This is a genomic window from Acidovorax sp. GW823-FHT05D11 (genome assembly GCF_058795695.1).
In genome coordinates this window covers 206,260-223,105 of the sequence record NZ_CM179502.1, presented here as the reverse complement: position 1 = coordinate 223,105, position 16,846 = coordinate 206,260, and the positions used below count along the sequence as shown (strand labels likewise).

Annotated in this window: 17 protein-coding genes; 12 read left to right on the top strand and 5 right to left on the bottom strand. The window is 68.8% G+C overall.

Annotated features, from left to right (window positions below; translation table 11 throughout):
• Positions 1 to 229 precede the first annotated feature (229 nt).
• The 5 genes from norR (at position 230) to AC3RCE_RS01040 (ending at position 6,337) form a co-directional block, all read left to right on the top strand.
• Positions 230 to 1,795, top strand: coding sequence for a nitric oxide reductase transcriptional regulator NorR (gene norR, locus AC3RCE_RS01060; protein ID WP_492254324.1), 1,566 nt, complete (start codon positions 230 to 232; stop codon positions 1,793 to 1,795).
• A gap of 112 nt (positions 1,796 to 1,907) precedes the next feature.
• On the top strand, positions 1,908 to 3,131 hold the full coding sequence (locus AC3RCE_RS01055; RefSeq protein WP_218296527.1) for a threonine ammonia-lyase: 1,224 nt from the start codon (positions 1,908 to 1,910) through the stop codon (positions 3,129 to 3,131).
• An 80-nt stretch (positions 3,132 to 3,211) separates the two neighbouring features.
• A complete protein-coding gene (locus AC3RCE_RS01050) occupies positions 3,212 to 3,358 on the top strand; it encodes a hypothetical protein (protein WP_218296526.1) in 147 nt (48 codons plus the stop codon).
• 81 nt (positions 3,359 to 3,439) lie between these two features.
• Entirely contained in the window at positions 3,440 to 4,159 is a 720-nt protein-coding gene (gene queC, locus AC3RCE_RS01045) for a 7-cyano-7-deazaguanine synthase QueC (RefSeq protein WP_492254323.1), read from the top strand.
• A gap of 306 nt (positions 4,160 to 4,465) precedes the next feature.
• Positions 4,466 to 6,337: a phosphoenolpyruvate carboxykinase (GTP) gene (locus tag AC3RCE_RS01040; RefSeq protein WP_218296524.1), complete on the top strand. Its 1,872-nt coding sequence runs from the start codon at positions 4,466 to 4,468 to the stop codon at positions 6,335 to 6,337.
• A 182-nt stretch (positions 6,338 to 6,519) separates the two neighbouring features.
• On the opposite strand, the gene AC3RCE_RS01035 is transcribed toward AC3RCE_RS01040, so the two are convergent.
• Positions 6,520 to 6,960 carry a hypothetical protein gene (locus AC3RCE_RS01035; RefSeq protein ID WP_218296523.1) on the bottom strand — a complete coding sequence of 147 codons (441 nt, stop codon included), beginning with the start codon at positions 6,958 to 6,960 and terminating at the stop codon, positions 6,520 to 6,522.
• Positions 6,961 to 7,085: 125 nt separating this feature from the next.
• Here AC3RCE_RS01035 and AC3RCE_RS01030 point away from each other — a divergent pair, with 125 nt between their 5' ends.
• The 3 genes from AC3RCE_RS01030 to AC3RCE_RS01020 all read left to right on the top strand — a co-directional run bounded on the left by AC3RCE_RS01030 (position 7,086) and on the right by AC3RCE_RS01020 (position 9,568).
• Positions 7,086 to 8,045, top strand: coding sequence for a LysR family transcriptional regulator (locus tag AC3RCE_RS01030; RefSeq protein ID WP_218296522.1), 960 nt, complete (start codon positions 7,086 to 7,088; stop codon positions 8,043 to 8,045).
• 143 nt (positions 8,046 to 8,188) lie between these two features.
• Positions 8,189 to 9,034: a metallophosphoesterase gene (locus AC3RCE_RS01025; protein ID WP_492254322.1), complete on the top strand. Its 846-nt coding sequence runs from the start codon at positions 8,189 to 8,191 to the stop codon at positions 9,032 to 9,034.
• Between the two features lie 111 nt (positions 9,035 to 9,145).
• A complete protein-coding gene (locus AC3RCE_RS01020) occupies positions 9,146 to 9,568 on the top strand; it encodes a universal stress protein (RefSeq protein WP_218296520.1) in 423 nt (140 codons plus the stop codon).
• A gap of 117 nt (positions 9,569 to 9,685) precedes the next feature.
• On the opposite strand, the gene AC3RCE_RS01015 is transcribed toward AC3RCE_RS01020, so the two are convergent.
• Entirely contained in the window at positions 9,686 to 10,309 is a 624-nt protein-coding gene (locus tag AC3RCE_RS01015; protein ID WP_218296519.1) for a TetR/AcrR family transcriptional regulator, read from the bottom strand.
• A 153-nt stretch (positions 10,310 to 10,462) separates the two neighbouring features.
• On the opposite strand from AC3RCE_RS01015, the gene AC3RCE_RS01010 reads away from it, so the two are divergent.
• Both AC3RCE_RS01010 and AC3RCE_RS01005 read left to right on the top strand, forming a co-directional pair.
• Positions 10,463 to 11,518, top strand: coding sequence for a helix-turn-helix domain-containing protein (locus AC3RCE_RS01010; protein WP_492254321.1), 1,056 nt, complete (start codon positions 10,463 to 10,465; stop codon positions 11,516 to 11,518).
• 297 nt (positions 11,519 to 11,815) lie between these two features.
• Entirely contained in the window at positions 11,816 to 12,394 is a 579-nt protein-coding gene (locus tag AC3RCE_RS01005) for a midcut-by-XrtH protein (RefSeq protein WP_492254320.1), read from the top strand.
• Between the two features lie 18 nt (positions 12,395 to 12,412).
• Here the strand turns inward: AC3RCE_RS01005 and AC3RCE_RS01000 are convergent, their stop codons facing one another.
• On the bottom strand, positions 12,413 to 13,333 hold the full coding sequence (locus AC3RCE_RS01000; RefSeq protein WP_218296516.1) for a LysR family transcriptional regulator ArgP: 921 nt from the start codon (positions 13,331 to 13,333) through the stop codon (positions 12,413 to 12,415).
• Between the two features lie 120 nt (positions 13,334 to 13,453).
• Between AC3RCE_RS01000 and AC3RCE_RS00995 the strand changes: the two genes are divergently transcribed.
• Complete coding sequence (locus AC3RCE_RS00995) at positions 13,454 to 14,791, top strand: D-amino acid dehydrogenase (protein WP_492254319.1); 1,338 nt, start codon at positions 13,454 to 13,456, stop codon at positions 14,789 to 14,791.
• 45 nt (positions 14,792 to 14,836) lie between these two features.
• Positions 14,837 to 15,391 (top strand): flavodoxin family protein, encoded by a 555-nt coding sequence (locus tag AC3RCE_RS00990; RefSeq protein ID WP_218296514.1) that lies wholly within the window; start codon positions 14,837 to 14,839, stop codon positions 15,389 to 15,391.
• Positions 15,392 to 15,489: 98 nt separating this feature from the next.
• Here AC3RCE_RS00990 and AC3RCE_RS00985 read toward each other — a convergent pair whose 3' ends face one another.
• Positions 15,490 to 15,699 carry a helix-hairpin-helix domain-containing protein gene (locus AC3RCE_RS00985; protein ID WP_492254318.1) on the bottom strand — a complete coding sequence of 70 codons (210 nt, stop codon included), beginning with the start codon at positions 15,697 to 15,699 and terminating at the stop codon, positions 15,490 to 15,492.
• A 282-nt stretch (positions 15,700 to 15,981) separates the two neighbouring features.
• Positions 15,982 to 16,740, bottom strand: a complete 759-nt coding sequence (locus AC3RCE_RS00980; RefSeq protein ID WP_492254317.1) for a YdcF family protein — start codon at positions 16,738 to 16,740, stop codon at positions 15,982 to 15,984.
• Positions 16,741 to 16,846: the final 106 nt, after the last annotated feature.

Here is a 16,846-nt window from a genome sequence, read left to right as displayed (position 1 = left end):
CCTCCTGCTTCAACAGAACAACAACGGGGCGGCGCCAGCGTGCGCTGGCGGCGTGGGGTCGGGGTCTTGTGGTCATGGCTTTTTGGAACAAGTGAATCGGTGTCACTGCCCACATCGCAAGCGCCGGGCCAGGGCTGCAGGCCTATAAAATCAACCACTTACACCGGTCATGGTTTTTTTGACCCTTCTCAAATGGGGTTTAATTCACCCATTGAAGGTAAGTATCACCATGGACCATAGCCCCCTGCTGGCCGACCTGGCCACCGACCTGCCCCAGGCTGTGCGCCTGCAGCGGCTGGCGGACCACCTGCGCACCCGCTTTCACTGCGGCGCCGTGGCCCTGCTGCAGCTGGAAGAAGACCACCTGCGCCCCGTGGCCGTGGAGGGTCTGGTGCGCGAGGCGCTGGGCCGGCGCTTCGTGGTCAGCCAGCACCCCCGGCTCGCGGCCATCCTGGCGCGGCGCGAGGTGACCTGTTTCGACCACGACAGCACCCTGCCCGACCCCTACGACGGCCTGCTCGACACCCTGGTGGGCGAGCCCCTGCCCGTGCACGACTGCATGGGCGTGAGCCTGTGGGTGGACGGCCAGCCCTGGGGCGTGCTGACGCTGGACGCACTGCAGACCGGCACCTTCGGCGAGGCCGCACGCGCCGCGCTGGCCGACTGCAAGGTGCTGGTGGAGGCGGCCGTGCGCATCTCGCGGCTGGAGCGCGAGGTGCAGGCGCTGCGCAGCGCCCCCCACACCCGCAGCGCCGACGACGAGCGCACCACCCGCGCAAGCGATGGCGACATGGAGATCGTTGGCCAGAGCGAGCCCCTGCTGCGCCTGCTGCACGAGCTGGAGGTAGTGGCGGGCTCGGACCTGCCGGTGCTGCTGCTGGGCGAAACCGGCGTGGGCAAGGAGCTGTTCGCGCGCCTGCTGCACCGCCAGTCCACGCGCCGCACCAAGCCCCTGGTGCACGTGAACTGCGCGGCGCTGCCCGAGTCTCTGGCCGAGAGCGAACTCTTCGGCCACGTGCGCGGCGCGTTCTCCGGCGCAGTGGCCGATCGGCCCGGGCGCTTCGAGGCCGCCGAGGGCGGCACGCTGTTCCTGGATGAGGTGGGCGAGCTGCCGCTGGCCGTGCAGGCCAAGCTGCTGCGCACGCTGCAGAACGGCGAGATCCAGCGCCTGGGCGCCGACCGCCCGCGCCGCGTGGACGTGCGCGTGATCGCCGCCACCAACCGCAACCTGCGCGAGCAGGTGCGCGACGGCGCGTTCCGCGCCGACCTGTACCACCGGCTGTCGGTGTACCCCGTGCCCATCCCGCCGCTGCGCGAACGGGGCAACGATGTGCTGCTGCTGGCGGGCCGCTTTCTGGAACTGAACCGCGCGCGCCTGGGCCTGCGCAGCCTGCGGCTGTCGGCCAGCGCACAGGACGCCCTGCGCCGCTACCCCTGGCCCGGCAACATCCGCGAGCTGGAGCACGTGGTCAGCCGCGCGGCGCTCAAGGCCCTGAGCCGGGGCGTGAGCCGCGCGGACATCGTGACGCTGGAGCCCGCGCTGCTCGACCTGGACGCCAACGCCGCCAGCGTGGCCCACGCCCCCCTGGATGCCGGTGCCCCCGCTGTGGCCACCACGCCGCCCACCCCCACCACCGCCGAAGGCCCGCTGCGCGACGCCGTGGATGCCTGCCAGCGGCACGCCATCACGCAGGCCCTGGCGCGCCACCAGGGCAACTGGGCCCAGGCGGCGCGTGCGCTGGAGGTGGACGCGAGCAACCTGCACAAGCTGGCGCGCAGGCTGGGCATCAAGTAGAGCTTCCATTTTGATAGCATTCAGCGCTTATCCCTCAAGCGCTGGCGGCCATTTTCTTCCCATGTCCATGCCGGGGGGCCTGCGGCACGCGGGCCTGCGCCACAATGGCGCCATGCTGACCCTCCAAGACATCCGAGACGCCGCCACCCGCCTGCAGGGCCAGGTGCTGGACACCCCCTGTGTGGAATCCAAGACGCTCTCGCAGATCGTGGGCGCGCAGGTATTCCTCAAGTTCGAGAACCTGCAGTTCACGGCCTCGTTCAAGGAGCGGGGCGCCTGCAACCGGCTCACCTTGCTGGTCGACGCGGAACGTGCCCGCGGCGCGGCGCCCGGAACGACGCCGGGTGTGGTGGCCATGAGCGCGGGCAACCATGCCCAGGGCGTGGCCTACCACGCGCAGCGCCTGGGCCTGCGCGCGGTGATCGTGATGCCGCGCTTCACGCCCGGCGTGAAGGTGGAGCGCACCCGCGGCTTCGGCGCCGAGGTGGTGCTGCACGGCGACACGCTCGAAGAAGCCCGGGCCCACGCCTACGGGCTGGCCGATGCGCAGGGGCTGACGTTCGTGCACCCCTACGACGACGAAGCCATTGCCGCGGGCCAGGGCACGGTCGCGCTGGAGATGCTCGCCGCCCAGCCCGATCTGGACATGCTGGTCGTCGCCATCGGCGGGGGCGGGCTGATCGCCGGCATGGCTACGGCGGCCAAGGCGCTCAAGCCCGGCATCGAGATCGTGGGCGTGCAGGCGGCGCGCTTTCCGTCGATGGTCAACGCCGTGCGGCACACGCAGCACCCCATGGGCACCTCGACCATCGCCGAGGGCATTGCCGTGGGCACCCCGGGCAAGATCACCCAGGAGGTGGTGCAGCGCCTGGTGGACGACCTGGTGCTGGTGGACGAAGGCGATATCGAGCAGGCCGTGCTGATGCTGCTGGAGATCGAAAAGACCCTGGTCGAGGGCGCGGGCGCCGCGGCCCTGGCGGCGCTGGTGCGCCACCCCGCCCGCTTCAGGGGCAAGCGCGTGGGGCTGGTGCTCTCGGGGGGCAACATCGATCCGCTGCTGCTGGCCGCCATCATCGAGCGCGGCATGGTGCGCTCGGGCCGGCTGGCGCGCATCAAGGTCAGCGCGCGCGACGTGCCGGGCGTGCTCGCGCGCATCACCGCCACCGTGGCCGACGCGGGCGCGAACATCGAGGAAGTGCACCACCAGCGCGCGTTCACCATGCTGGCCGCGCAGAACGTGGAGATCGAGCTGGTCCTGCAGACAAGGAGCAAGGCGCACGTGGACGAGGTGCTGGGCAAGCTGCGTTCGGCGGGCATGGAGGCCGACCTGATCTGACCCCCGGCACGGGGTTTTCAGCCCCGTGCACGCCGGCGCGGCTAGAATTGCGCAAGTTTTAAGCATCTGGAGCCCACACCATGTCCGACCACCACACTACGCACGCCCCCGAATCGCTCCCGCACGATCCTGTGGAAAACGTGGTTCACGTGATTCCCGTGGTGCTGCCCGTGGTCGGCGGCATCATGATGTTCCTGCTGGCCTTCATCGCCGTGTACATGGCCTGATCGATTGCCCTGGCACCGCCACAAGCCCCGCTGCGCGGGGCTTTTTTTCGCCTTGCACCACCCCCGTCACCAGGAGACCCCATGAGACCCGGACACGCCCTCGTCCTTTTTTCCGGTGGCCAGGACTCCACCACCTGCCTGGCCTGGGCGCTCACGCAGTTCGAGCGCGTGGAAACCATCGGCTTCGATTACGGCCAGCGCCACCATGTGGAGCTGCAGGCCCGGCAGGCCGTGCTGGCGGCCCTGCGGTCCCGCTTCGGGCCATGGCGTGACCGGCTCGGCGACGACCACATGATCGACCTGGCCGTGCTGGGCCGCATCAGCGACACGGCGCTGACCAGCGACGCCGAGATCCAGATGACCGCCGCCGGCCTGCCCAACACCTTCGTGCCGGGGCGCAACCTGCTGTTCTTCAACCTGGCCGCCGCCGTGGGCTACCGGCGCCGGCTGCACACGCTGGTGGGCGGCATGTGCGAAACCGACTTCTCGGGCTACCCCGACTGCCGCGACGACACGCTCAAGGCGCTGCAGGTCGCCGTGTCGCTGGGCATGGGACAGCGCTTCACGTTCGAGACGCCGCTCATGTGGCTGGACAAGGCCGCCACCTGGGAGCTGGCCCGCACCCTGGGCGGCGACGCGCTGGTGGATCTCATCATCACCGAGTCGCACACCTGCTACCACGGGGTGCGCGACACGCTGCATGCCTGGGGCTACGGCTGCGGCACCTGCCCGGCGTGCGAGTTGCGCAAGGCGGGCCATGCGCGGTGGCAGGCCGGCCAGACAGGCCAGCCCAGCACCTGAAGGGCGGGACAGAGCGGGACTGGGCGGATTGTGATGCATAACCTCATGCATCTTTTGCATGGTTTTAGCCCCAGTCTGACAGACAAGCGGTCGGCAGATTCATAAAATTGACACCCCAGCCGACCCGCGGAATCCGTGGAAATAGCCTCCACCCCGTGGGGCTGATCCACGCTCCCGCCCGCCGACTGAGCACGAAAGCCGTTTTTTCAAAGGCAGCGCTCAGCATCGCAACTGCGCCAGGCCTTGCCGCGATCCACCGGGTCCGCTTCCTTTGAAAAAACTGTTTTTCAACTTAGGAAGCTCCCGATGAACGCACCCACCATGCAGGGCCTGAATCTCAACGCCCCCGCTTACGTCAAGAACGCCCGGCTGCTCGCCTGGGTGGCCGACATGGCCGCCCTGTGCAAGCCCGACACCATCTACTGGTGCGACGGCAGCAAGGAAGAGTACGACCGCCTGTGCCAGCAACTGGTCGACGCCGGCACCTTCAAGAAGCTCAACCCCGCCAAGCGCCCCGGCAGCTTCCTGGCCTGGTCCGACCCGTCGGACGTGGCCCGCGTGGAAGACCGCACCTACATCTGCTCGGCCGCCAAGGAAGACGCAGGCCCCACCAACAACTGGATGGCCCCCGCTGAAATGCGTGCCACGCTGCAGCCCCTGTTCGACGGCTGCATGAAGGGCCGCACCATGTACGTGGTGCCCTTCAGCATGGGCCCCCTGGGCAGCCACATCGCCCACATCGGCGTGGAGCTGACCGACAGCGCCTACGTGGCCGTGAACCAGCGCCTCATGACCCGCATGGGCAAGGCCGTGTACGACGTGCTGGGCGTGGAAGGCGAGTTCGTGCCCTGCATGCACACCGTGGGCGCCCCCCTGGCCGAAGGTGAAAAGGACACGACCAGCTGGCCCTGCAATCCCAAGGTCAAGTACATCGTGCACTACCCCGAAACGCGCGAGATCTGGTCGTACGGCTCGGGCTACGGCGGCAACGCGCTGCTGGGCAAGAAGTGCCTGGCCCTGCGCATCGCGTCGACCATGGGCCGCGACCAGGGCTGGCTGGCCGAGCACATGCTCATCCTGGGCGTGACCAACCCCGCCGGCAAGAAGTACCACGTGGCCGCCGCCTTCCCCAGCGCCTGCGGCAAGACCAACTTCTCGATGCTGGTGCCGCCCGAAGCAGGCTTTGCCGGCTGGAAGGTCACCACCATCGGTGACGACATCGCCTGGATCAAGCCCCATGCCGACGGCAAGATGTATGCCATCAACCCTGAAGCCGGCTACTTTGGCGTGGCCCCCGGCACCAACATGCACACCAACCCCAACTGCATGAAGAGCCTGGACAAGGACGTGATCTTCACCAACGTGGCCCTGACCGACGACGGCGACGTGTGGTGGGAAGGCATGGAAAAGGACACCGGCAAGCTCCCGGACCACCTGATCGACTGGCAAGGCAAGGACTGGACGCCCCAGATCGCCAAGGAAACCGGCGCCAAGGCGGCCCACCCCAACTCGCGCTTCACGGTGGCCGCCACCAACAACCCGGCGCTCGATGCGCAGTGGGACGACGCCAACGGCGTGGCGATCGACGCCTTCATCTTCGGCGGCCGCCGCTCCACTACCGTGCCCTTGGTGACGGAAGCCCGCACCTGGACGGAAGGCGTGTACATGGCCGCGACCATGGGCTCGGAGACCACCGCCGCCGCCTTCGGCGCCCAGGGCGTGGTGCGCCGCGACCCCTTCGCCATGCTGCCGTTCTGCGGCTACAACATGAGCGACTACTTCCAGCACTGGCTGAACATGGAAGGCAAGATCGCCGCCACCGGCAAGGCGGTGCCCAAGGTCTTCTGCGTGAACTGGTTCCGCAAGGACGAGGCCGGCAAGTTCGTCTGGCCCGGCTACGGCGACAACATGCGCGTGCTCAAGTGGATGATCGACCGCATCGAAGGCCAGGCCCAAGGCCAGGAAACCATGTTCGGCGTGGCGCCCCAGTACGCCGAGATCAACTGGACGGGCCTGGATTTCAGCGCCCAGAAGTTCGACGCCGTGACCAGCATCGACAAGGCGGCCTGGGCCGATGAGTTCAAGCTGCACGATGCCCACTTCGAGCAACTGGCCTACCACCTGCCCACGGCCCTGCTGGATACCAAGGCCCTGCTGGAAAAACGCCTGGCTGCATAAAACCCTGTTCTTCCCAGTCCGAGAAACCGCCCCTTCTGCCGAACGGGCGGTTTTTTCATGGGCCGGCGCCAGGGGGAAGACAGGCCAGGCGCAGGACAGCCGGCCCATGAAAAAAGCCGTGGCGAGCGTTCGCCACGGCTTCAAGGGGATCGGGACGGCCGCGCCGGCCGCGCAGCGCGGTCTCAGTAGTACGTGCGGATATCGTTCACCGTGGGGATGCCCATTGCATGGTTCAGTTCAGCCATGATGCGGGGATCCTTCATGGCGACTTGCCAGGTGCGCTCGTCGTCCGCGGCGCGGCGGCGGTTTTCCGCCCAGGCGCGGCCTGCCACGCGCAGAGCGGCGCCAGCACGGCGTGCCGGGGCGGTCAGCAGGGCCAGGGCGGCGAACGCCACCAGCCACAGCACCATCCACGCGGCCAGCAGGTGGCCTTCGCTCCAGGTGTCGATGACCTGGTTGGCCACGACCAGCAGTGCCGACACGACGGCCGCGAGCAGCAGGGTGGCGGCACCACGGGCGCCGTCAAAGTTGGCGGCCACGCTCTTCAGAGCGGCGGCGGCGTTTTCGGCGCGGACCACGCCGGGGTGTTCAGTGGGGTAGTCAACGTGTGCAAAGCTGGTCATTTCGGTTTCCCTTTTCTAACGCTTGTGGCGAGATTGCCGGGCGATGGGGTGATATTAGGGTTTACCCTTTGCATGTTCAAGTTTATATTTTGAATCATTGATATTCATAATGGTGATGAATTGCCATGACACCCTTGAACTTCCGCTCGCTGGACCTGAATCTGTTGCGCGTCTTCGACGAGGTGATGGCCGAGCGCAGCCTCACGCGCGCGGCGCACAAGCTGTCCATCACCCAGCCCGCCGTGAGCAATGCCATGCGCCGGCTGCGCGACGTGCTGGGGGATGAACTGGTGGTGCGCAGCGGCCAGGGGGTCGAGCCCACGCCCCGCGCCTTGGCGCTGTGGCCCCCCGTGCGCGAGGCCCTGGCCCATCTGCAGGACTCCCTGGCGCCGGGGCGCTTCGAGCCCGCCACGGCCGAGTCCACCTTTGTGCTGGCCATGGCCGATGCCACGGCGGCCACGCTGGTTCCCGCCCTCGTGGAGATCATCGAGCGCGAGGCCCCCGGCATTTCGATCCGGGTGCTGCCCCTGACCACCCGCGACCCCCGACGCCTGCTCGACGAGGAAGCCGCCGACATGGCGGTGGGCTACTTTCCGGCCGTGCTGGCGGACCTCACGGCACGCGCGCAGTCGGGCGGGGCGGTCGCGTTCGAGAGCCGCCGCCTCTACGACGGGGAATACGTGTGCGTGATGCGCCAGGGCCACCCGCTGGCGGACGCGCCGCTCACCCTGGACGCCTATTGCGCTGCCCGGCACATGCTGGTGAGCTTTTCCGGCCGCCCTTTCGGTTTCATCGACGAGGCGCTGGCCTCCCTGGGCCGCGAGCGCAAGGTGGTGATCACGGTCAACCAGTTCTTCACCGCCGGGCGCGTGGTGTCGGGTTCGGACCTGCTGACGGTGCTGCCGCGCCACTTCGTGCCCGTCACGGGCATCTCCGACGCGCTGGTGCAACGGGCCCTGCCGCTGGACGTCCCGCCCGTGCACGTCGATGCCCTGTGGCGCCGCCGCGGCCCGCAGCAGGCGGCGATGACCTGGCTGCTGCACGCCCTGGCGCGCTCGGCGCGCCGCACCTTTCCCGAACCGTGAGGCCCGGGCGCGGGCATCCCGCCCACCCACCCCAGCGCGGCCTGCCGCGGCAGTGCCTTGCGGCGGGATCTGGCGCATTTCGGGGTGCCGCCAGGGCATTCGCTTCGCCCCTTCCCACCCCGAGCCCGTAGACTGCGCGCTCCATGAACATCCAGCTGCTGTCCGATCTGCACCTTGAGGCGCACCCCCATTTCATCCCCGAACCGGCCCCCGGCGCCGATGTGCTGGTGCTTGCGGGGGACGTGGGCTCCTACCAGCAGGGCTCGCTGCTGCAGGACGATGACTTCGGCCTCGCCCGGTTCTCGCCCCTGGCCCCGTACGCGGGCTGGCCCACGCCGGTGCTCTTCGTGCCCGGCAACCACGAATACGACGCGCAGGATTTCGATGCGGCCCACCAGCGGCTGCGCAGGACCTGCGAACGGCTGGGGATCACCTGGCTGGAGCGGGAGGTGGTCACTCTTCAAGGTGTCCGCTTCGTGGGCACCACGCTCTGGAGCGATTTCGACGCTTTGGCGGACCACGAAGGCACCACCGACCTGGTCAGGCGCCTGAAGCTGCGCGACAAGGCTTTCCGGGCGGCGAATTTCTATCTGCGCAAGACGGGCGGCACCCGCCATGCGCAGCCATTCCTCGCGGAGGCCGTGCGCGACCAGGCCCTGGCCTGCCAGCAGTGGCTGGCCGACGCGCTCGCGGTCCCGTTCGACGGGCCCACGGTCGTGGCCACGCACTTCGCGCCCAGCCTGCGCAGTGCCGACCCGCGCTACGGCATGGTGCCGGGCACGGCGGGCTTCTGCAACGCGCTGGACGCCCTGCTGCCCCGCGCGCAGCTGTGGCTGCACGGGCACCTGCATGCCCCGAGCGACTACACGGCACGGGGCCTGCGCGAGGACGGCACGCCGTGGCAGTGCCGCGTCGTGGCCAATCCGCTGGGTTATGCGCGCAAGGGCGAGCAGGCGGCGTTCCAGGCGCAGTGCTGCATCACCTTATGATCGGTGCACGGGGCCCTGCCGCCCCGCAGTGCAGAGGAAAAAACATGACCCAGGTCAAGACAACAGAAGTCCGCGCACGTTAGTCTGACCCATTCCTTTTCGGAGAACACCATGAACATCCTGCTTGCTGTCGACGGCAGCGCCTACACCAAGAAAATGCTGGCTTACCTGGCCACCCACGAAGAACTGCTGGGGGGCAACCACCAGTACACGGTGCTCACCGTGCAGGCCCCGCTGCCCGCGCGTGCCCGCGCGGCCCTGGGCAAGGAAGTCGTGGAGAACTACCACGCCGAAGAAGCCGAGAAAATCCTGGCGCCCGTGTGCAAGTTTCTCGCGCGCCACGGTGTGGAGGCCAAGCGCAGCGTCAAGGTCGGCACGGTGGGCGAGAACATCGCCAAGGTGGCCGACAGCGGCAAGTTCGACCTGCTGGTGATGGGCTCCCACGGCCACGGGGCCCTGGCCACCCTGGTCATGGGTTCGGTCACCACGCAGGTGCTGGCCCACAGCAAGGTGCCCGTACTGCTCGTGCGCTGAGCCCCGCCGCCCGGCGCAGGCCGCGCCCTGCCTCGGCAGGGTTTTTCGCCCGCAAGACAAGAAAGCCCGGCATGCCGGGCTTTCTTGCGAGGTGCGAAACGCCGGAACGGGCTGCCGCTACCGCGCAGCCAGCCCGTCGAAACAGGTGCGCACCACCAGATCCACGATCTGCGCATCCGAATACTGGCCGCCTTCCTTGAGGAAGCTCACCACCGGGTCACAGGCCCGCGCATACAAGGTGTACAGCACCACCAGCGGTGGCAGCGTGGGGTTGATCACGCCCTCGGCCTGGGCCTGGGTGATCCATTCGCCGATCTGGTCGCTCACCGCCACCAGGCCGTTGAGATAGTCCTTGTTGGCCATGAGCACCGCGCGCAGCGTGGAGTTGCGGCTGGGCAGCAGCGGCATTTCATTGCTCAGCAGGCGCTCCAGCGACCAGCGCACCAGCGCATGGAGCTTTTCGAGGGGTGGCGTTTCGGCGGGCAAGTCCGCCAGATAGGCCCGCACCCGCGCCAGGATCTGCACCATGGCGGCGCTGCACAGCTCTTCCTTGCTGCAAAAGTGCTTGTACAGGCTGGCCTTGGCAATGCCCACGGCGTTGGCCACATCGTCCATGGTCATGGCGTCGAAGGCCTTTTCGCCCAGGAGCTGGCAGGTGGACTGGAGGATGGCATCCTCGCGCGCCTGGTGCATCTGCTCCTTGAACGAGGCTTTGGGGGGCTGCGTTTGCATGGCGTCCATTTTATACATCACAGTAAAAAAATAAATGACCAAGTTGCAATGCAACTACGTCGTTCACGTTTTCTCCAGCAGGAATCGTGCCGCGGGCCTGGGCGCGAGGGCGGGCAATCTGCGCTGGTGCACTGCAGCACCCGCCCCCATAATCGCGCCGCCATGTCCACGCCGCACGCCCTGCCATCGACAGTTTTCACCACCGACCAGGGTTCCGGCGAAGAGCGCTTCGAGGCCTGGCGCAGCAGCATTTCGGTGGTCTTCGATGTCGCGCCGCTGGACCGCGATCCGCTGGAGAGCTTCAGTGCATCGGTCACCGCCAGCCACCTGGGCGCCCTGCTGGTGGGCGACCTGCGCTTTGGCCGGCAGCAGTTCTCGCGCGGTACGCCGCGCGTGGCGCGCGACGGGGTCAACCACTACCTGGTGCAGTGGTACCGCAGCGGCGGGTTCGTGGGCCAGCACGACGACGGCGTGGACATGCAGGTGCGCGCGGGCGACATCACCGTGTTCGACCTCGGCCGCACGCAGCGCACCTACGCCAGCCCCTCGCACGTCCTGTCCATCGTCGTGCCCCGCGAGATCGCCGACGAGGCCTTTTGCAGCCCCTCGGCCGACCTGCACGGCACGGTGCTGCGCGGCCACACGGCGCTGGGCGGGCTGCTCAGCGACTACCTGCAGTCGCTGCATCGGCGGCTGCCCACCGTCACCCTCCCCGAGGCGCCCGCCGTGGTGCAGGCCACCACGCAGATGCTGGCGGCCTGCCTGCGCCCGGGCCGCGACACCCTCGCCCAGGCGGAACCACAGATCCAGGGTGTCACCCTCGGACGCATCCAGCAATACATCGCGCAGCACCTGGGGGCCCCGCTCAGCCCCGAGCTGCTGAGCCGCACGTTCGGCGTCTCGCGCAGCATGCTGTACCGGCTGTTCGAGCCGCTGGGCGGCGTGGCGCACTACGTGCAGCAGCAGCGCCTGGCCCGGGCGTTCCACGCGCTGGCCAACCCGGCCAACCGCCGGCTGCGGGTGGGCGAGATCGCCACGCGCGCCGGGTTCACCAGCGAGGCGCATTTCAGCCGCGCCTTTCGCACGACCTTTGGCCTCACGCCCAGCGACGTGCGTGCCATGGGGCGCGGCTGGCAAGCGCCCCGCAAGGGCCCGGACGGCGCCAGCGGGCAGACCACCGCCGAATACGCGGACTGGCTGCGCGGCTTGAGGGTGTAGCACCCGCTTTTGCCGATCCCTCGGCGGCACGGGCAGTCAAGCGCCCTGAAACGCACAGTCAAGCCGCGGCGTGAATGCTGCCTAGCATGCGCGGCAGCCCTCCTTCGCTTCTTCTCCGTGCGCGCCACCATGTTCCTTGTCCGCGGCATCGCCGCCGCCCTTTTCGCGGCCAACCAACCGGCGCAGCGTGGGCTTGGCCTTGACCGACGGCGGCCCGGGTCCCGTCGCAGGGCTCGCGCGTCACTCCCAAAACAATAGCTACTCACCCTTTTAAAACAAGCGCTACAAGGCAATTTCATGCAAAAAAACCATCCCTCCCGTCACCCCGCAACCGCCCCACGCATCGCCCTGCTGTGGGCCGCCGCCGCTGCAGCCCCCGCCGCCTGGGCCCAGGGCGCGCCCGTGGGCGCGGTGGCCTATGCCCCGCTGGCGGCCCCGGCCGCCGTGCCCACGCTGTCGCAATGGGGGCTGCTGGTGCTGGTGCTGCTCCTGGCCGCCGCGGCCCGCCACCTGCTGCGCCACGCGGGGCACGGCGTGGTCCGCGCCATCGTGCCGGGGCTGCTGACCTGCGCGGCGCTGCTGTGCATGCCGTGGGGCGGACAGGCGATCGCGGTGCCCTCCAGCGATGTCCCGCTGGACAACCCGGCGGGGGGCGTGGCCGACATTCCCGACCACCCCGACCTGGAACGTGCATTCGCCGACTACCTGCACGCCTACGAGGTGCGCAACACCACGGACCGCCCCCAGCGGATCACCGCCGTGGGCGTGACCGCCGCGCACCGCATCCAGGGCCCGGGTGATGAGACCCGATGCACCGTGGGGCAGACGCTGGCACCCATGGCCTCGTGCCATCTCGTGGTGGGCCGGCCGCACTGAACGCAGCCGCCGCCCCGGCTAGGCCGCCGGCGCCTCGAGCGTGCGGGCGGCCGTGGCCGTGAGCGCGGCCGTGAGCGCGTCCAGCACCGCCGACTCCAGGTTCCAGCAGTGCCAGTACAGCTGGATCGGCAGCCTGCGGCCGGGCGCCAGGTCCACCATGCTGCCGTCGGCGATGGGCCCGCGCGCCAGCAGCTCGGGCACCACGCCCACCGCCCAGCCGGCGGCCACGGCGCGCATCTGCGCCTCCGACCCGGGCACGAACAGGTGGTTGAGCGCCACGCGCTTGAGGCCGAAGGCACGGGCCACGAATTCGGCGGCCATGTCGTCCTTGCGGTTGAACGACAGGAACGGCACTTCGCGGAAGTTGTGCGGCGTGAGCCCCTGGGGCAGGTGCTGCTGCGCATAGGGCGCAGACGCCACCGCCACGTAGTGCATGGCGCCCAGAGGCACCATCTTGCAGCCGCGCAGGGCCTGCTTGAGCGTGGTCACGCAGCCCAGCACCTGGCCGGAGCGCAGCCATTCCTGGGTGAAGTCCTGGTCGTCCACGATGATTTCGAGCGGCAGGCGCTGGCGCACCAGGTCGTGCAGCGCGCCCATGGCCCAGGTGGCGATGCTGTCGGCATTGATGGCGATCGAGATGCGTTCGTCCTCACGCGTGCCGCCGGGGGCGCTGGGCGCGAGTTCGTGCAGGTCGCGCTCCAGGTCGGCGCGCAGCAGTCGCAGCTGCTTGGTGTGCTTGAGCAGCAACTGCCCCGCCGAGGTGGGCCGCAGCGGACGGCTGCGCACGATGAGCACCGAGCCCACCTGCGCCTCCAGCGCGCGCAGGCGCTGCGACACCGCCGACTGCGTGACATTCAGGCGCTGTGCGGCGCGTTCGAAGCCGCCTTCCTCGACGATGGCGGCAAGGCATTCCAGGGCTGCGGGGTCGTAGGTGCTCATGGGGTCTTCCGGGGGGCTGAAAAGGGCGTGGCCAGGGTTGCTTTATTAGGTGGACTGATGTTTTTGCATCAAGTTTAATTTTGCTTTTAGTCCAACGCAATGTCGCGCACACTGCGCCCCATGAAAACCATCATCCTGGGCGCCGGCATCATCGGCATCAGCACCGCGTGGCACCTGCTCGAACGCGGCCACGAGGTCATCGTGGTCGACCGCCAGCCCGATGCGGCGCTCGAAACCAGCTTTGCCAACGCGGCGCAGATCTCGGTGAGCTACTGCGAGCCCTGGGCCAACCGCGAGGCACCGCTCAAGGCGCTCAAGTGGATGTTCGACAAAGAGGCGCCGCTGCTGTTCCGCCCCCAGATGGACTGGCAGCAATGGCGCTGGGGCCTGCAGTTCCTGGCGCAGTGCAACGACGCGGCGTTCGAGCGCAACGTGCAGCAGATCGTGGCGCTGGGCGCCTACAGCCATGCCGCGCTCAAGGACCTTGTGACCACCACGGGCATTGAGTACAACCGGCTCGAACGCGGCATCGCCCACTTCTACACCGACCAGAAGTCCTTCGACGCCGCGGGCCATGCGGTGGAGCTCATGCGCAAGCACGGCGTGCAACGGCGCCTGGTGAGCCGCGACGAACTGCTGCAGATCGAGCCCGCGTTCAAGGCCTACGGCGACAAGATCACCGGCGGCACCTACACCAGCACCGACGAGAGCGGCGACGCGCGCGTGTTCACGCAGGAACTCGCCCGCCGCTGCATGGCGCGCGGCGCGCAGTTCCTCTATGGCCACGACGTGCTGCGCCTGAACAAGATCGGCAACGCTATTGATTCGGTAGCTGTCATGGCACGCCAGTCCAGCGGCGGGGGCAAAAAAGACTTCATCCTGAAGGCCGACGCCGTGGTCGTGGCCTGCGGCTCCTACAGCGCGCCGCTGTTGCGCAGCGTGGGCGTGGACCTGCCGATCTACCCTGGCAAGGGCTACAGCGCCACGTTCCCGCTGCTCAAGCCCGAGGGCGCGCCCATGGTCTCCACCATCGACGACGGCAAGAAGATCGCCATGAGCCGCCTGGGCAACCACCTGCGCGTGGCGGGCACCATCGAACTCAACGGCTGGGACCTGACGCTGGACAGCACACTGGCCCGCGCACGCTGCCACATGCTGTCGCGCCGCATCGAGGCCATCCTGCCCGGCGTGTGCGACACCCGCACGCCCGAAGAAGGCGGCGACCCGCAGTACTGGACCGGCCTGCGCCCGGCCACGCCCACCAACATCCCGTTCATCGGGCAGACCCGCGTGGGCAAGCTGTGGGTGAATGCGGGCCACGGCACGCTGGGCTGGACGCACGGCGCGGGCTCGGGCAAGGCGCTGGCCGAGCTCATCAGCGGCGAACAGCCCGCGATGAACTTCGGCTTCCTGGGCGACGAACGCGTGCGCGCGCCCCGGGCCGTCGCCACGGCCTGAAGCCACTGCCAGCAGACACGGGCCGGGGCCGTTACGATCCCGTCCATGCCTGCACCGCACTACCTCTTTCTCACCACGTCCACCCGCGAGCCGGGCCACACCGGCAACACCGAGTGGCTCGCGCGCCAGGCGGCCGCCGCGCTGCCCCCGGGCACCGCGCAAACCTGGCACCACCTGGCCCGCATGGACCTGCCGCCCTTCGTGGACCAGCGCCACACCTCGGGCACCTATGCGCCGCCCGAAGGCGACATGAAGACGCTGCTGGACGCCACGCTGGCGGCCACGCACATCGTGTTCGTGGCGCCGGTCTACTGGTACAGCATTCCCTCGCCGCTCAAGACCTACCTGGACCACTGGAGCGCCTGGATGCGCGTGCCCGGCCTGGCCTTCAAGGAGCCCATGGGCGCGAAGACCCTGGCGCTCATCACCACCAGCGGCGACCGCGCCAAGGCCCAGCCCATGATCGACTCCGTGGAGCTGTGCGCCCGGTTCCTGTCGATGGCCTGGGGCGGCGCGCTCTGGGGCAAGGGCGGGCCGCCGGGGGCGGTGCAGGCCGACGCGCAGGCGCTGGCTGCGGCGCCGGACTTCTTGCTGGCGTAGCTAACCACAACGCCGTGCCGGCACGGCCCAGGGTGAGGCTGCTGCGGTCGCGGTGGGTGTGGCTTTCGCCACAGGGGCCGGGCCGCCGGCGAGAACAGCTAGGGCTGCCGGCTCCGGGCCAGCGCCACGATGGCGCCAATGGCGCCGCGCGCCTGGGGGCTGTTGTGCCAGCAGGTGGACCTCATCATCTCCGAGATGGTTCTGGTCACCGCGGCCACATCCGCGTCGACCAGTTCGGCCAGCGCCGAAAACCCGACCTGCTCCAGGCGCGCAATCACGGTGGCCCCCACGTCGTGCAGGGCCAGCATTTGCTCTTTTTCAGCGGCAGAAAAACCCATGTCACCCCACTGTGGGCATTGCAACGAGGGAGACTGTATCCGCCTGCCCGAGCGCCATCAGGTTCGCCAGGCTCTGGCGGCCCGCAGATCCATCCGGCACCGGGGCGTGCGCGGCGTCTCCCATGGCTGGGGCGCCGGCGCCCGGCGCGCCTTTCCACTTCGCTGTGCCGGCGGCATTGGCCTGCATCATGGGCAGCTCCCTCTCAAGAATGATGCACACGAGGCTATTGCCGGGCTGCTGACAACGTCGTGTCAGGAGCCCAGCCCCATCCGCTGCACCAGAATCCCCAGCCATTCGTGCAGCGCCAGGCTGCTGTCGGCCAGCGCGGAGGCGCGCGGCAACACCCGGTACAGCTTGCGGGCCTGCCCGCCCTTGAAGCCCATGGGCGCGGGCAGCACCTGCAGCCCCGCGCGCTCAAAGGCCCCGGCCGCGCGCACCATGTGCCAGCCGTGGGTGACCAGGGCTATGCGCTCGATGCCCGCGGCCTTGAGCAGCGCGGCGGATTTCTCGGCATTGCTGCGGGTGTCGAGCGACTCCACCTCCGTCCAGCGCACCCGCCCTTTGAACTCGCGCTCCACCACGTCCTTCATGACCAGCGCCTCGGCCCGCGTGCCGCCGGTGGAGCCGCCCGTCGCCAGGATGGGCAAGCCCGCCTGCTGCTGCAAGTACACGGCGTAGCGCACCCGCTCACGCGCGCCCCGGCTGAGCACGTCCACGCCGTATTCAGGCGCCACCGTGTCGGCGCCGCCGCCCAGCACTACGATGACCTGCACTTTTAACGAAGGCAACTCCTTGGGGACGACCGCCGGATAGCGCTCTAGGCTGCGCACCAGCGCGTCCGACACCGGTGGCCAGGACAGCACCAGCACCGACAGCAGCGACAGCACCACCACCGTGATGCCCGTGCGGCGGTGGTAGCGCGCGATCCACAGCCCCACCAGCGCCAGCAGGATGCTGGACACCGGGGGCAACAGCAGCGCAGACAGTATTTTCTTCAGGGCAAACCACATGGCAACAGAAGGAGAAAGGGAAGGAGCAATCAGGCCTGCACGAGCCCGCCCGGCGGCGCCAGGGCATGGCGGGGGAAAAAATGCACCGCTTGGACGGCCGAACCAT

What these genes read in the sequence shown, in the direction of transcription:
- queC (WP_492254323.1), top strand. Translation starts at nt 3,440, where the DNA reads ATGAGACCCGGACACGCCCTCGTCCTTTTTTCCGGTGGCCAGGACTCC.
- AC3RCE_RS01035 (WP_218296523.1), bottom strand. Translation starts at nt 6,960, where the DNA reads ATGACCAGCTTTGCACACGTTGACTACCCCACTGAACACCCCGGCGTG.
- AC3RCE_RS01020 (WP_218296520.1), top strand. Translation starts at nt 9,146, where the DNA reads ATGAACATCCTGCTTGCTGTCGACGGCAGCGCCTACACCAAGAAAATG.
- AC3RCE_RS00980 (WP_492254317.1), bottom strand. Translation starts at nt 16,740, where the DNA reads ATGTGGTTTGCCCTGAAGAAAATACTGTCTGCGCTGCTGTTGCCCCCG.
- AC3RCE_RS00985 (WP_492254318.1), bottom strand. Translation starts at nt 15,699, where the DNA reads ATGCTGGCCCTGCACGACGTGGGGGCCACCGTGATTGCGCGCCTGGAG.
- AC3RCE_RS01000 (WP_218296516.1), bottom strand. Translation starts at nt 13,333, where the DNA reads ATGAGCACCTACGACCCCGCAGCCCTGGAATGCCTTGCCGCCATCGTC.
- AC3RCE_RS00990 (WP_218296514.1), top strand. Translation starts at nt 14,837, where the DNA reads ATGCCTGCACCGCACTACCTCTTTCTCACCACGTCCACCCGCGAGCCG.
- AC3RCE_RS01030 (WP_218296522.1), top strand. Translation starts at nt 7,086, where the DNA reads ATGACACCCTTGAACTTCCGCTCGCTGGACCTGAATCTGTTGCGCGTC.
- AC3RCE_RS01050 (WP_218296526.1), top strand. Translation starts at nt 3,212, where the DNA reads ATGTCCGACCACCACACTACGCACGCCCCCGAATCGCTCCCGCACGAT.
- AC3RCE_RS01005 (WP_492254320.1), top strand. Translation starts at nt 11,816, where the DNA reads ATGCAAAAAAACCATCCCTCCCGTCACCCCGCAACCGCCCCACGCATC.
- norR (WP_492254324.1), top strand. Translation starts at nt 230, where the DNA reads ATGGACCATAGCCCCCTGCTGGCCGACCTGGCCACCGACCTGCCCCAG.
- AC3RCE_RS01010 (WP_492254321.1), top strand. Translation starts at nt 10,463, where the DNA reads ATGTCCACGCCGCACGCCCTGCCATCGACAGTTTTCACCACCGACCAG.
- AC3RCE_RS00995 (WP_492254319.1), top strand. Translation starts at nt 13,454, where the DNA reads ATGAAAACCATCATCCTGGGCGCCGGCATCATCGGCATCAGCACCGCG.
- AC3RCE_RS01025 (WP_492254322.1), top strand. Translation starts at nt 8,189, where the DNA reads ATGAACATCCAGCTGCTGTCCGATCTGCACCTTGAGGCGCACCCCCAT.
- AC3RCE_RS01055 (WP_218296527.1), top strand. Translation starts at nt 1,908, where the DNA reads ATGCTGACCCTCCAAGACATCCGAGACGCCGCCACCCGCCTGCAGGGC.
- AC3RCE_RS01040 (WP_218296524.1), top strand. Translation starts at nt 4,466, where the DNA reads ATGAACGCACCCACCATGCAGGGCCTGAATCTCAACGCCCCCGCTTAC.
- AC3RCE_RS01015 (WP_218296519.1), bottom strand. Translation starts at nt 10,309, where the DNA reads ATGGACGCCATGCAAACGCAGCCCCCCAAAGCCTCGTTCAAGGAGCAG.